Source organism: Pseudomonas asiatica (genome assembly GCF_040214835.1).
In the GTDB taxonomy this organism is placed as follows: domain Bacteria; phylum Pseudomonadota; class Gammaproteobacteria; order Pseudomonadales; family Pseudomonadaceae; genus Aquipseudomonas; species Aquipseudomonas putida_Z.
The window spans coordinates 5429723-5444252 of sequence record NZ_CP157874.1; the positions used below are offsets into that span (position 1 = coordinate 5429723).

Annotated in this window: 8 protein-coding genes; 1 reads left to right on the forward strand and 7 read right to left on the reverse strand. The window is 62.9% G+C overall.

Annotation, left to right across the window (positions count from 1 at the left end):
• Positions 1-35: 35 nt before the first annotated feature.
• From ABNP31_RS24245 to pip, 7 genes are all read right to left on the reverse strand, one after another.
• A complete protein-coding gene (locus tag ABNP31_RS24245) occupies positions 36-770 on the reverse strand; it encodes an amino acid ABC transporter ATP-binding protein (protein WP_013974550.1) in 735 nt (244 codons plus the stop codon).
• The gene (locus tag ABNP31_RS24250) at positions 763-1725 is read right to left on the reverse strand and encodes an amino acid ABC transporter permease (protein WP_015272097.1); all 963 of its coding nucleotides are present in this window, start codon (positions 1723-1725) and stop codon (positions 763-765) included. The genes ABNP31_RS24245 and ABNP31_RS24250 overlap by 8 nt, the downstream gene beginning before the upstream one ends.
• Before the next feature lie 78 nt (positions 1726-1803).
• Positions 1804-2601 carry a transporter substrate-binding domain-containing protein gene (locus ABNP31_RS24255; protein ID WP_024087841.1) on the reverse strand — a complete coding sequence of 266 codons (798 nt, stop codon included), beginning with the start codon at positions 2599-2601 and terminating at the stop codon, positions 1804-1806.
• Between the two features lie 275 nt (positions 2602-2876).
• Positions 2877-5450: a glucans biosynthesis glucosyltransferase MdoH gene (gene mdoH, locus ABNP31_RS24260; protein ID WP_350012838.1), complete on the reverse strand. Its 2574-nt coding sequence runs from the start codon at positions 5448-5450 to the stop codon at positions 2877-2879.
• A complete protein-coding gene (locus tag ABNP31_RS24265) occupies positions 5443-7164 on the reverse strand; it encodes a glucan biosynthesis protein G (protein WP_221177163.1) in 1722 nt (573 codons plus the stop codon). The genes mdoH and ABNP31_RS24265 overlap by 8 nt, the downstream gene beginning before the upstream one ends.
• Before the next feature lie 263 nt (positions 7165-7427).
• The gene (dtd, locus tag ABNP31_RS24270; RefSeq protein WP_075046605.1) at positions 7428-7865 is read right to left on the reverse strand and encodes a D-aminoacyl-tRNA deacylase; all 438 of its coding nucleotides are present in this window, start codon (positions 7863-7865) and stop codon (positions 7428-7430) included.
• Positions 7862-8833 carry a prolyl aminopeptidase gene (gene pip / locus ABNP31_RS24275; protein WP_013974556.1) on the reverse strand — a complete coding sequence of 324 codons (972 nt, stop codon included), beginning with the start codon at positions 8831-8833 and terminating at the stop codon, positions 7862-7864. The genes dtd and pip overlap by 4 nt, the downstream gene beginning before the upstream one ends.
• 170 nt (positions 8834-9003) lie before the next feature.
• Here pip and ABNP31_RS24280 point away from each other — a divergent pair, with 170 nt between their 5' ends.
• The gene (locus tag ABNP31_RS24280) at positions 9004-14529 is read left to right on the forward strand and encodes a dermonecrotic toxin domain-containing protein (protein WP_238067019.1); all 5526 of its coding nucleotides are present in this window, start codon (positions 9004-9006) and stop codon (positions 14527-14529) included.
• Position 14530 lies beyond the last annotated feature (1 nt).

Genomic DNA, 14530 nt, shown 5'->3' on the forward strand with positions numbered 1-14530 from the left:
GGGAGCGGGCGTGCCCGCGAAGAGGCCGGTGCGGGTTAAAGCACCTGACGCAGGAACGCCTGCGCGCGCGGGTCTTTCGGCGAGGCGAAGAACGCGGCCGGCGCCGAATCTTCCAGCAACTTGCCATGATCGAAGAACAGCACCCGGTCCGCCACTTCACGGGCAAAGCCCATTTCGTGGGTAACGCAGACCATGGTCATGCCTTCCTGGGCCAGGGTCTTCATCACGTCCAGCACCTCGCCGACCATTTCCGGGTCGAGCGCCGAGGTTGGCTCGTCGAACAGCATCACTTTCGGGTCCATGGCCAGGGCCCGGGCGATCGCCACCCGCTGCTGCTGGCCACCGGACAGGCGCGACGGGTATTCGTTGGCTTTCTGCGCAATGCCCACCTTCTCCAGCAGCGCCCGGGCCTTGGCCTCGCGGTCGGCCTTGTTGCGCTTGCGCACCACCTTCTGTGCCAGGCACAGGTTCTCCAGCACGGTCATGTGCGGGAACAGGTTGAAATGCTGGAACACCATGCCGACTTCGCGGCGGTAGGCGTTGATGTCGGTCTTCGGGTCGGCCAGTTGCAGGCCGTCGATGGCCACATGGCCTTCGTCGAAATGCTCCAGGCCGTTGAGGCAGCGCAGGAAGGTAGACTTGCCCGAACCCGACGGGCCGAGCACCACCACCACTTCGCCCTTGGCGACCTGGGTGGTGACGTTATCCACGGCCCGTACCACGTGGCCACGGGTGTCGAAGACTTTCAGCAGGTCACGGACTTCAATCACTTTGCGCAAGCCTCCGCTCGAGCCGGCTGGCCAGGTGCGACAGCGGCAGGTTGATCAGCAGGTACAGGCCTGCCACGCAGAACCAGATCTCGAAGGTCGAGAACGAGGTGGTAATGGCCTCGCGGCCGCTCTTGGTCAGTTCGGTGATGGCGATCACCGACACCAGCGAAGTGTCCTTGACCAGGCTGATGAACTGGCCGGCCAAAGGCGGCAGCACGCGCTTGAAGGCCTGCGGCAGGATCACGTGGCGCATCGACTGGCCCGCGTTCAGGCCCAGCGAGCGGGCCGCTTCGTTCTGGCCCTTGGCGATGGACTGCACGCCGGCACGAACGATTTCGGCCACGTAGGCGCCGGTGAACAGCGCCAGTGCAGCCACCCCGGCAAACTCGCGGGACAGGTTGAGCACGGTACCGATGAAGAAGTAGAAGATGAAGATCTGTACCAGCAGCGGTGTACCGCGCACCAGCTCGACATACACCGTCGACAGGTCACGCAGCGTAGGGTTGCTGGACAGGCGGCAGAGGCCGGCGAACAGGCCGATCAACAGGCCCAGAGCACCGGATACCACCGAAATCCAAAGCGTGGTCCACAGGCCCCAGGCCAGCGGGCCAGCCGCCCAGTGGCGGGTGACGCCAATCTGGTCGCCTTCGGAAACATCGTCGCCACGGGCCAGTTGCAGGCTGTCCTTGTCCACATCGAGCACCTGCTCGGCACCGCTCTCGTCTTTCAGCGTGACACGGGCATTGTCGCCAGAGATGACGATGTCCTGCACGGTGCCGTAACCGGCGGCGCGCTGTGCTTCCTCGGCCTTGTAGGCGAAGTACTGCGGTACGCGGTTCCAGCGCCACTCGTAGGAAATCATCGAGGTGGCCATGTACAGGCTGAACGCCAGGCCCACCAGGACCAGGGCAGTCAAACCGTGCCAGGGCCACTGGGCTTTCTTGTGTTTGATCACGTGGGGTACTTCCGTAAATACGAACGCGCAGGGTTTGCCTGCGCGTCGGGGTCATAAAGCCGGCTTGTGGCCTGGGCCTTATTCCATTTCCTTCAGCCAGTCCTTGTTCTTGAACCACTTGTCGTGAATACGATCGTAGGTCCCGTCATGCTTGATCTGGTGCAGGAAGTTGTTGATGAAGTTGATGCTGTCGTAGTCGCCTTTCTTCAGGCCGAAGGCCAGCGGCTCGTAGGTGAAGGGTTCTTCGAGGAACAGCAGCTTGCCGGCACCGGCCTTGTCCACTGCCACCACGTTGTACGGCGCGTCGTAGACGAAGGCGTCAGCCTTGCCGTTGACCACATCCATCACCGCTTCCTGCTCGTTGTCGTAGCCGTGGTACTTGGCCTTGGCGATCAGCTTCTTGGAAACCATTTCGCCGGTGGTGCCGAGCTTGGAGGTGATGCGGTACTTCTCGTTGTTCAGGTCCTTGTACGACTTGATCTCGCCCGCCAGTTCCTTGCGGATCAGCAGGGTCTGGCCAACCACGATGAAGGGTTCGCTGAAGTTCAGGCGCAGATTGCGTTCCTGGGTCAGGGTCATGCCGCTGCCGATCATGTCGAACTTGTCGGTCAGCAGGGCCGGGATGATGCCGTCATAGGCCGTGGATACCGGCTCGAACTTGACGCCCATGGACTTGGCCATGGCTTTGAGGATATCGACTTCGAAGCCGATGATCTCGCCACGCTTGTTGGTCATCTGGAACGGCATGTAGGTCGGGTCCATGCCCACCCGCAGGGTGCCGCGCTTGACCGCGTCATCGATCGCGCCCGCCTGGGCCGCCGTCACGGCGACCAGGGCGGTGACACCGACCAGCAGTCGCGAAAGGTATTTCTTGATCATCACCAAGTCCCCTAGCAAGAAAAGTAGCGAATCTTATTGTTGGCACGGCCGTGGCGGCCGATGCGTCATATCGGAGAGGGATGCTAACGCATGGCGGCTCGGGGACCTAGAGCCGGGGGGGACTTTGTTGGCCAAAATCCATCATGCAGGGACATTGCTAGCGAGGGCTTTGCCCTCGTTTCGCGACACAAGGCCGCTCCTACAGGGGCATGCATTCCCTTGTAGGAGCGGCCTTGTGTCGCGATAGGGCCGCAAAGCGGCCCCTGGGCCGATCAGGCGCCGACAAGTGCCGGTTGGCCTTCATTCTCCGGATGCAGCGGCAACAGCGGCGAATGCGGGTCGTTCTTGATCGATGCACGCCACACGTTGATCCACGCCGCATTGTGCTCGGCCCAGACCTGCTCGTGCAGGCGGGTCAGCGCCACCGGGTCGCTGAGCAGGGCCAGGCGGGTATTGAGGTCCAGCCCTTGCGGCCCGACCTCCATCGCCTTGGCCACGCGCTCGACGCGCAGTGCCTCGATCGGCGCCGCCTGACCATGACGGGCAGTGGCCATGGCGCAGGCCAGGGCGTTCTGCCGCGGGTCGACCACAGCCCGCACGAAGCCGTCATGCAGGGCATGCCAGCGGTTTTCGTGGGTGTACTGGTCGGTGGCCAGCAGCTCTTGCGGAGTGGCGTATTCCTCGGGGATGAGGAACAGCTTCTCGTCCTTGGCCGCCAGGCCCAGGCGGGTGCGGCTGGAGATCACCGAAACCGGGATCGACAGCACCAGCGAACCAACGATTGGCGCCAGCCACCACAGGAAGCTCGGGTTCAGCCAGGCCACCAGCGCCGCCCAGGCAATGCCCAACAGGGTCTGCGGGCCGTGGCGGCGCACCGCTTCGCTCCACGGCGTGGAGTCGTCGTCACGCTGCGGCGAGTTCCAGGTCGCGGCCCAGCCGAGGAACGCGGCCAGCACGAAGCGGGTGTGGAAGATCATGCGCACCGGTGCCAGCAGCATGGAGAACAGCATCTCCATCAGCATCGACAGGGTGACCTTGATACGCCCGCCAAACTCTGTCGCGCCCTTGGCCCAGATCAGGATGACGCTGAGCAGCTTGGGCAGGAACAGCAGCACGATGGTGGTGGAGAACAGCGCCACGGCCTTCTCCGGGTGCCACTGCGGCCACAGCGGGTAGAGCTGGTACGGCTCGATGAAGTACTGCGGCTCCATCAGCGTGTTGGTCGCCAGCAGCGCGGTCGACAGCACCAGGAACAGGAACCACAGCGGTGCCGACAGGTACGACATCACCCCGGTGAGGAACACCGCACGGTGCACCGGGTGCATGCCCTTGACCAGGAACAGGCGGAAGTTCATCAGGTTGCCGTGGCACCAGCGGCGGTCGCGCTTGAGCTCGTCGAGCAGGTTCGGCGGCAGTTCTTCGTAGCTGCCCGGCAGGTCGTAGGCAATCCACACGCCCCAGCCGGCACGGCGCATCAGCGCGGCTTCGACGAAGTCGTGGGAGAGGATTGCACCGGCGAACGCACCCTTGCCCGGCAATGGCGCCAGGGCGCAGTGCTCGATGAACGGCTTCATGCGGATGATCGCGTTGTGGCCCCAGTAGTGCGACTCGCCCAGCTGCCAGAAGTGCAGGCCGGCGGTGAACAGCGGGCCGTACACGCGGGTGGCGAACTGCTGCAGGCGCGCATACAGGGTGTCCATGCCCGAGGCCTTCGGCCCGGTCTGGATGATGCCGGCGTCCGGGTTGGCCTCCATCAGGCGCACCAGGCTGCTCAGGCACTCGCCGCTCATGACGCTGTCGGCGTCGAGTACGACCATGTACTTGTATTCGCCGCCCCAACGACGGCAGAAGTCGTCGAGGTTGCCGCTCTTGCGCTTCACCCGGCGCCGACGGCGGCGGTAGAAGATACGGCCGAAGCCTTTGGTTTCGCGGCACACGTCCAGCCAGGCCTGTTGCTCGGCCACGGCGATGTCGGTGTCGTTGGTGTCGCTGAGCACGAAGAAGTCGAAACGGTCGAGGTTGCCGCTGGCGGCCACCGACTCGAACGTTGCGCGCAGGCCGGCGAACACGCGCGGCACGTCTTCGTTGCAGATCGGCATCACCAGCGCGGTACGCGCCTCGGGCGCGATCGGCTCGTTGCCTGCACTGCTACCCGAAATCTTGTACTTGTCACGCCCGGTGAGCAGCTCGAGGAAGCCCATCAGCGCGGTCCAGAAGCCCGCCGATACCCAGCAGAACAGGATGCCGAAGAGAACCAGGATGGACGTCTGCAAGGCATACGGCCAAACCTGCACCACGGTGTCCCACAGCGGCTGGTTGACGACTTCGTCAAAGTCCACGAACGACCAGCCCTGGTACGGCAGGATGCCCTTCATGTACCAGCCGGCAACGATGGTCTGGCCGATCATCAGCGCCAGCAGGATGTAGCGGCGGATCGAGCCGACCGCACGCCAGCGAGCTGGCGGCAGCTCGCGCTTGGGCGGCTGCGGGGCGTTGGTGCGGCCGGTCATGCGCCGCCACATGCGGATCAGCACGTTGGTACGCCATGGCTCGGGCACGACCTTGGTGCGCTTGATCGGCGGAGCGATCTTCAGGCACAGGCGGCCGCTGCCGTCGACGCCAAGCATCTCGGCGTCTTCCAGCTCGGCGGCGCTGCCTACGGTCAGGCGCGGGCCCACCGAGGCCTGGACGGCCTCGGCAGAGCTGGCGGCCGGGTTGGCCGCCAGGCGTTGGTGCAGCTCACTGAATGACGTGCAGCTGGCGAGCTCCGCCCGTTGCTCGTCGCTCAGTGGTAGGTGGGCCAGGTACTCGCGAAGCGATTCCGGCCTTGCGCTTGAGTTACTCATCGGCAGGCAACTGATAGCTCCAGGTCTCGGTCAGCACCTTCTCGGTGGTGGCCGGGGTCCCGTTGGTGGGCGCCGCATCGGCGGCAGGTTGTTCGGCCTTGGCAGCTTTCTCGGCCTTGGCTTGCTTGGCTGCAGCCTTGTCCTGCTTGGCGTCCTTGGCAGGCTTGGCGGCTTCGACCGGCACGTCACGCACCAGCGCGGCACGCATTTCGGTCGATTTGTTGGCTTCCTTGACCTTCAAACGCAGGGTCAGGCGCCAGCCCTTGGTCTCAGGGTTATAGCGCAGGTTGTTCTCGACCACCTCGGCGTTGTCGCCCACGCTGATCTGGCTGCGCACGGCGGTGTCTTCCGGCAGGGCGGCCAGCGCCGGGCCGGCGAAGTCGACCAGGAAGGCCACGCTGCCGTCTGGCTGGCGGATCAGGTTGGATTGCTTGACGTCGCCGGTGGAACGCAGGGTCTGCTTGACCCAGCCCAGCTCGGGAGCCTGGAACTTCGGCTCGTCGATGGTCCAGTGCAGGCGGTACGCGTACTCGAATGGCTTGCCTGGCTCAGGCAGCTTTTCCGGGCTCCAGAAGGCCACGATGTTGTCATTGGTCTCGTCGGCAGTCGGGATTTCGACCAGGTCGACGGTGCCCTTGCCCCAGTCCCCCTTCGGCTCGATCCAGGCGCTCGGGCGCTTCTGGTAGTTGTCGTCGAGGTCTTCGTAGTCGCTGAAGGCGCGCTGGCGCTGCATCAGGCCGAAACCACGCGGGTTCTCGACGCTGAAGTTGCTCACGGCCAGGTGTTTCGGGTTGTTCAGCGGACGCCACAGCCATTCGCCATTGCCGGCATGGATCGACAGGCCTTCGGAGTCGTGCAGGGCCGGACGGTAGTTGAGGACCTTGGACGGCTGGTTGGGGCCGAACAGGTACATGCTGGTCAGCGGGGCAATGCCCAGGCGGCTGACATGGTCACGCAGGAACACGCGGGACTGCACGTCGACCACGGTATCGTTGCCTGGGCGCAGGGTCAGCTTGTAGGCGCCGGTGGAACGCGGCGAGTCCAGCAGGGCGTAGATGACCAGGTGCTTGTCGGCCGGCTTGGGCTTCTCGACCCAGAACTCGGTGAAGCGCGGGAACTCCTCGCCCGACGGCAGTGCGGTGTCGATGGCCAGGCCACGGGCCGACAGGCCGTACACGTGGCCCTTGCCGACCACGCGGAAGTAGCTGGCGCCAAGCAGGGTCATGATCTCGTCCTGCTTGTCGGCCTTGTTGATCGGGTACAACACGCGGAAACCGGCGTAACCCAGGTTCTTGGTGGTTTCCGGGTCGTGTGGCACGTCACCGAACTCGAAACGGCTCGGGTCGTACTTGATTTCCTCGACCTTGGTGGCGGTGACCTGGTTGATCTTCACCGGGGTGTCGAAGTGCATGCCCTGGTGATAGAACGACAGCTTGAACGGGGTCTTGTCCTTGGCCCACTCGGCCTTTTCCTGCAGGAAATGAATCTTCTGGTAGTCCGCGAACTTCATGTCGCGGAATACGGCCGGCAGGTTGCTTTTCGGTGCTTCGTACTTCTGGCCGGCCAGATCCTTTGCCTTGGCTGCAACATCGTCAAGATTGAATGCCCACAGCTGGCCCGCGCTCATCAGGCCGACCAGTGCCACACTGGCCATCAGGGCCTTGCGCAGCCCGGTACCGGGGATTCTTGATGCTTTTTGGGGACTAACAATCACGAGCAACCCTCGCCGAAAACAGATCATGAAACCAACGGCCAGCGACAAATGCCGGGTTGGCGAGCACTGTTCGGACCCCGTGAGGGCGTAATGATTCCCCAAACGGATCCAGACAATGCTCGAGTCAGAGTGAAACGAACCTGCGAACGCAGGTCCATGCAGCGCGCGATTATCCAGCAGGTCGCGTGACAACGCATCAGGCTGGAACAACTATTTATCGTACAAAACCCCTTGTTTTCCTGTGAACAAGGGGTTTTTTACACTCACATTTGTAACATAAATGTTACGGGGCCATCATTGACCAGGTGCACCTGCATGTCTGCACCGAATTGCCCGCTTGCCACATCGGCATGCTGGGCCTTCGCCTGCTGCAAAAGATAGTCGAACAACTCGGCGCCGAGGGCCGGTGGCGCTGCCGTCGAGAAGCTCGGGCGCATGCCGTTGCGGGTGTCTGCCGCCAGGGTGAACTGCGACACCAGCAACAAACCTCCCCCCACATCCTTGAGCGACAGGTTCATCTTGCCCTGCTCGTCGCTGAACACCCGGTAGTTCAACAGCTTGTGCAACAACTTGTCGGCCTGCTCACGGGAATCTTCAGGCTCGACGGCCACCAGCACCAGCAAACCCTGGTCGATGGCACCTACCACCTCCCCCGCTACTTCCACCCGCGCACCACGCACGCGCTGCAGCAGGCCCCTCATGCTTCTTCCAGGGGCAGATCGAGCAGGCGCCGGGCCATCTGGTCGGCGGCACGCACCAGGGCATCGGTGATGCCCGGCTCGGAAGCCGCGTGGCCAGCGTCACGGATCACCTTCAGTTCGCTGTTCGGCCAGGCCTGGTGCAGCGCCCAGGCGTTGTCCAACGGGCAGATCACATCATAGCGGCCATGCACGATCACGGCCGGCAGGTGGGCGATCTTTGGCAGATCGCGGATCAGCTGGTCCGGCTCGAGGAAGGCGTTGTTCATGAAGTAGTGGCATTCGATACGGGCGATCGACAGTGCACGCTGCGGCTCGGAGAAGCGGTCGACCACCAGCGGGTTGGGACGCAGGGTGGCGGTACGGCCTTCCCAGGTGGACCAGGCCTTGGCCGCGTGCATCTGGGCGATCTGGTCGTTGCCGGTCAGGCGCTTGTGGAAGGCCGTGACCAGGTCACCGCGCTCCTCCGGCGGGATCGGCGCGATGTAGTCCTGCCAGTAATCGGGGAACAGGCGGCTGGCGCCTTCCTGGTAGAACCATTGTATTTCCTGGGGCCTGCACAGGAAGATGCCGCGCAGGATCAGGCCATGCACCCGCTCGGGGTGGGTCTGGGCGTAGGCCAGGGCCAGGGTGGAGCCCCACGAGCCGCCGAACAGCACCCACTTGTCGATGCCAAGGTGCTCGCGGATGCGCTCAAGGTCCTCGACCAGGTGCCAGGTGGTGTTGTTTTCCAGGCTCGCGTGCGGCGTGGAGCGGCCACAGCCGCGCTGGTCGAAGGTGATGATGCGGTACAGGGTCGGGTCGAAGTAGCAGCGGCTCTGGGCGTCGCATCCGGCGCCCGGGCCGCCGTGGATGAATACCACCGGCAGACCTTCTGGCGAGCCGCTTTCGTCGACATACAGCACATGCGGCGCTTCCACGGCCAGATCGTGCCGGGCGTAGGGTTTGATCTGCGGGTACAGGGTCTGCATTGCGCACTCCGTGTGAGGATTATTCGGCCGTGGGCCATCATAAACCTGAATTGCGCTTTGAGCACTGCCCGCGCTGATGCCGCCGCACCTCAAGGGCACATATATCTACCTCCAGCAGCTCAGGCAGGCCCGCGATAGTCCCTCGCCCCAAATCAAGTAAGGGCCTCGCCATGCCAACTGCAGTCACTGCCGTGCCTAGTGTTCATTACGCCACCATCGAGCGCAGAATCCCCACCTGGCTCAAGCAGGCTCCACCAGAAACCCGACTTGCGATGCGCAACTGGCATCACCCCCCTGCCTGGCTGGTGACGGCACTCCAGCAACAACCGGAAGTCGCCAAGGCATGGCAGGAAGAGCACGCACGCCACCGCGAGCACCAGGTGCAGGTGCACAAGCTGTTCGAACAGCTTCCAACCCTGGAAACCTACGCCACCAAGGCACTCACCGAAGCCATCAAGCAGCGATTCAGGCTTGACCTGGATGTGCGCAACACCTACCTCGTCGATGCCCGCCTGATCGAAACGACCGACGCCATCGACAGCCGCCAGGCTGTCGACCGGGCTACACGCTCGCTGCTGCACTGCGCCTTGCACAACTTCGACCAGGCCGCCGCTGCCGAACATGGCATGGACGCGCCCGCCTCCTTGCTCAAGAGTTCGGTCATCGTCGATCACCGGCGCTTCATGGGCACCGTGCCGATCACCAATGCACTGGATATTGCCGCCGAAGACTTCGCCGACTTGTGTCGCACGCTGGATATCGGCGGCAAGTACCACGAACAGGTACATGCCATCTACTACCCGGTGGCCACGCCGTCACTCGGCGCCGATGAAGCCGCACTGGCCGTTTATGAAACCCTGGGGCGTGCCGAGGTCTCTGCATTCCGGCAATCCCTGCATTTCGCGCGCCTCAAGGGCGATATCAGCGAAACGCTATATTCCGCCGCTCTCGCCACACCACTTGACCAGGCGCCATCGCCCTCTTCGCCGGTGACATTCAGCTTGCTCGAGTTGTGGGAAGCCGAGCTGACCGGCGTTGTGCTCATTACCCTGCAAGCTGAAGGGCATCAGGCCGTGGCGCTGTACATCCCTGAAGACAGCACCACGCCCCTCAAGGAGTTCACCAGCCAGCAAGCCATGCACGACGAATTGCGCGACAGGCTCCAGGCCGATATCGGCTACCTGGACAAGCACCTCGCCGACCGCGACAAGGCGCCGATAACCACCCGCCTGAAGGACCGGCTCATGCCCCTCGCCTGGAGTGTTCGCGGCTTGCATGAACGTGTTCCGGACCCGTACGCCACCCTGTATCCGGTCATGAAGCCTTTCAGCCACGCCTTCCAAGGCGTGATGGCTTTCCAGAAGGCCCAGCGTCATGAAAAGGATGTGCTGTTCCACGCCACGCCAACCGAAATCGTCGACCGGCGCACCACGCAAGCCCACCGGGAACTGATCGCCGGCCGTGTGCTTACGGCCTTGAACATCGCCGGCTTCTTCGTGCCGGGGCTTGGCGAGGCAATGCTTGCCGTTTGCCTGGCCCAGCTGGCCCATGAGGTGTATGAAGGGATCGACGCCTGGGAAAACGACGAGCGTGATACTGCCTATGGCTATCTGCTCGATGTGATCGAAAACGTGGCCGTCATGGCCGCCCTCAGCGCAGCAGCCAAAGCATTGAGAGGCTCGCAGGGCAGCGAAACCGGCATGGCTTCGGAAGGGCCGGAGATAGAAGAGCCAGAGGATGAGGAGCCAGGGATAGCCCGTATTCCTATAGAAACGCCTTCATTCATCGAAGAACTGGAAGACGTGGAAACATCCGATGGTCAGATGAGGCTGTGGAAACCCGACCTCACGCCTTACCAGAGCTTCGAGACACTGCCCCATGACCTGGTACCAGACGAACTGGGCCTACGGCATCACCAAGGCAAGCGCTGGCTGGTACTGCAGGGCAATCAGTACATCGTCAGCCAAGCGCCAACGACTGGTGAATATCGTTTGCAACACCCTGCAAGTCCTCGCCGTTACCAGCCGCCAGTGCGGCACAACGGTGCCGGAGCATGGTTGCACGTTACCGATAAGCCACTGAGTTGGTCGGGTATGACACTCCTGCGCCGCATCGGCCACTTGAGTGGGCACTTCGACGAGCCGACGCTGCAACGGATTATCGCCGTCAGCGGCGTACACGAAGACGAGCTGCGCCGGGCCCTGGCCGAAAGCCAGCGGCTGCCGGCCTTGCTGGAAGACACCCTGCAACGCTTCAAGCTGGACGAAACGGTCCGCCAGCTGGCGGACGAGAGCACTCGGCCCGCTGAGTTTGCCAGGGCCTACGCCGGCCTTTCGCGCGACCTGGCGCCGGGCGCCGAGGCCATCCAGAGGGCGTATCCGAAATTGCCGTCAGCAGTCGCCAATGAGCTGGCGCGCGAGGCCAGTGCCAACGAACTGCAGATACTCGACAACGGCAAGGTACCACTGCGCCTTGCCGAAGAGGCCCGCATCTACCAGCAACAAATTCGCCTTGCCCGCGCCTGCGAAGGGCTGTACCTGGCCAGCGTGCCAAACTGGGATAGCGACCTGTTGATCGTGCATACGCTCGAACGCTTGCCAGGCTGGCCTGCACAGACCAGGCTCCGGCTGCTCCAGCGCATGTCCTGGCCGACCCAGGATCATGCCATAGGCACACTGGACACCCGCCCATTCAAGACCATCACCCATGCCCAGGCAGGGTACATCGTCCACGACGCAAGCCTGCCCAGCGCGGCGGTCAAGGTGTATTCAAGCCTTTACGCTGCATTGTACGAGGCACTGCCAGCGGCCATGGCAAGCATGGACATCGCCGATCAACAAGCGCTGCAGCGCCTTGTACAGGAAAGCCCGTTGCTGCCCCGCCCGGCCTTGAGGGTGCTGCTGGGCATGCAGCCCGTACGCCCAGGCTACCGTTCTCCCATGCGCCTGGCCGATGGCCGCCTGGGCTACCCACTCAGTGGCGGCGGCCCGGCCACCCATGGCATCACCCGCCAGCAGCTGTTCGAAGCTATCGAAGCCACAGGGCTCGCCGCACGCACCGGCCGCTCGGCGGATCAGATTCTGCTGGCACTTGCCAGCCGCGGCCGCACACAGCTGCAGATATTCGAACATTTGCAGACGCTGCTGGAGCAACGCAACGAGCTGCAAAGCAGCCTGGACGATTGGAGCGAAGCCATTTCGCCGGCAAGCGACCAGGCAGCACACGACTACGACAGCCTGCGTGACTCGATCATGCAACATTGGTACGACACTGCGCTGGACGAGAGCACCGGGCCCACCACCGAACTGCGTATCGCCCGCGTCCCGCTTGCCGACGTGCCCCTCACCTTGCCCGCTTTTTTCAACGCACGCGTGCGCAGCCTGAGCCTGATCGACTTACCGTCAGGGTCCTTGGCGGGGTGGGCGCAAAACGAGCGCCTGCTGCACCGCCTGCTCAGGCAGATGCCGCAGATCGAGTCGCTGGAAATCAGCCGTCCGTTTGACCCCAGGGCAACGCCCTCGCCCTTCCTGTTCAGCGTGCCCACCATCACCGAGTGCCTGCCAGGGTTGCAACGACTGGTGCTCACCAACCAGAACATGACGCTTTCCGAAAGCGACCTGAACCTGCTGTCAGGGCTTCGCCAATTGAGATACCTGGACCTGAGTGGTAACCGGCTGGCGCAGAGCAACAGGCCAAGCTTCCATGAATTGACCCTGGATTACCTGGGCCTGGACCAGATGCAATTGGCCCAATGGCCGATCGGGATTGGTAGCGACGCCCTGGCGCGCATTGCCCACCTGTCATTGCGCCACAACAATCTCAGGTCGTTGCCCACGTTCCTGCTTCATGAAGCGGACATGCTGACCACGCCACCGGTGATCTCGCTGGAAGGCAACAGTATCAATGAATCCCACCTGCAGCGCTTGTTGCTGAACGAGCACATCGACACCTCGGGTATCACCACGGACCAGCCAGCAGCACTTTCCGAACAGCTAGCACGCATTCGCGATGAGCGACGGCAGATGCGCGATGCGATCGATGGCTGGGCCCAGGCATCCAGTTCGAGCAACCCATTGACCCAGGCCGCACTGGCGGACAGGCAACGTATCGCGTCAGCGATCGACCAATTCTGGGAACAGCAGGAGCAGGGCCAGTCATACCTGCGCCTGCAACTCGAGGACGTGGCCATCGAGCATTTCCCCAGGCGGCTTCCAGCGTTCTTCGGCGCCCGCGTACGTGCACTCAGCCTGACGCGGTTGCGAGGCAGCACCTCACAGCTCGATGAACTACTCAGCCGGTTCCCTAACATCAGCCGGCTGACCATCGATGAACACCAGGCCGCCATGCCATCGCTGGCATCCGCCCTGGCTCGCCTTCCCCAACTCACCTACCTGGAGTTTCGCAACATGGGTCTGGAGGTCGACCAGGCCATGATGGACATTTTCGCAGGGCTGCGAAACCTGACCTCGCTGGACCTGTCGGGCAACCGTGCAGGCAGCATCGACCATGTGCCCGCATCGCTGGCCAGCAACCTGCAGTCACTCGCATTGACCAACATGAACCTGCAAGCCTGGCCCAGCTGGTGTGACAGTTTGCTGCCACTGGAACTTCTGGACCTGAGCTCGAACAACATCACCCAGTTGCCCGAGCACATCCTGACGAACCTGAACAATCCCATGCCAATCTCGTCGATCGCCTTGTTCGACAACCCACTGCCTCTTGAAACCATCCTGCGGGTACGCACCTTCTCGGACAGCCAGCACAGCTATTCCTTTGCCCTGGATATCCCCGACGACCTGATGTTCTTCGATTCTTCGAGCGAAGGGTCTCTCGACCACCCTCACTTCCCACTGCTGGGCGATGATACGCCCAGCCTTGAGGACTGGATGCTGGGTAGCGAAGCACAGAATGCCGCGTTGCAGGACTGCTGGGAGCGGCTCGAAGGCAGTGATCTGTTGCGTCTGACGGGCCGTTTGCACAATGCCGCCCCATACGTTGACCCGAATACGCGAGCCACCTTCTGCGAACGGGTGCGCTTGATGCTGGTGGTGGCTGCAAGCAACGAAAGCGAACGCCCGATCATGGAGAGCATCGCCGCAGCGGCATTGCCAGACCCGGTAACCGGCTCGCAGACCTGCCATGACGGAGCGCTGCAGGAGTTCAACAATATTGAACTGTACCTGATGAGCCAACGCCTGTTGGTCGACGCCGGCGATTCCCTGCAAGCACTGCGTCGTCGGCTGTTGCAGCTTTTCCGGATCGAACAGCTGGAGCTGCTGGCCAACCAACGGACCGGCTCGGGTGACCTGGTCTCGGTACGCCTGGCCTACCGCCGGGAACTGGCCAGGGAACTGGACCTGCCGATCGCCGACAGCATGCGTTTTCGAGGTGCTGCGAACCTGGCGCGCGATGAGCTATCCAGTGTGCTGGAAAAGGTCCGGAAAAGTGAACTGAGCGATGCACTGGTCGACTACATGCTGGCGAATACGGACTGGACCACGCGCCTGCGCGCCGAGTGTGCCGACCGCTTCGCCGAAATAGACGCACGTTTCCGCCTGCGGGTGCTCGAGCTGGCCAGCAAGGACCACTCGCTTCAGGACGAGTTGAACTTGCAGCAAGGCCTGCAAGATGACAGGGACCAGGAAGAGAACGAGCTACTGCGCGAACTTACCATCAAGCAGATCAACAACAACTGAC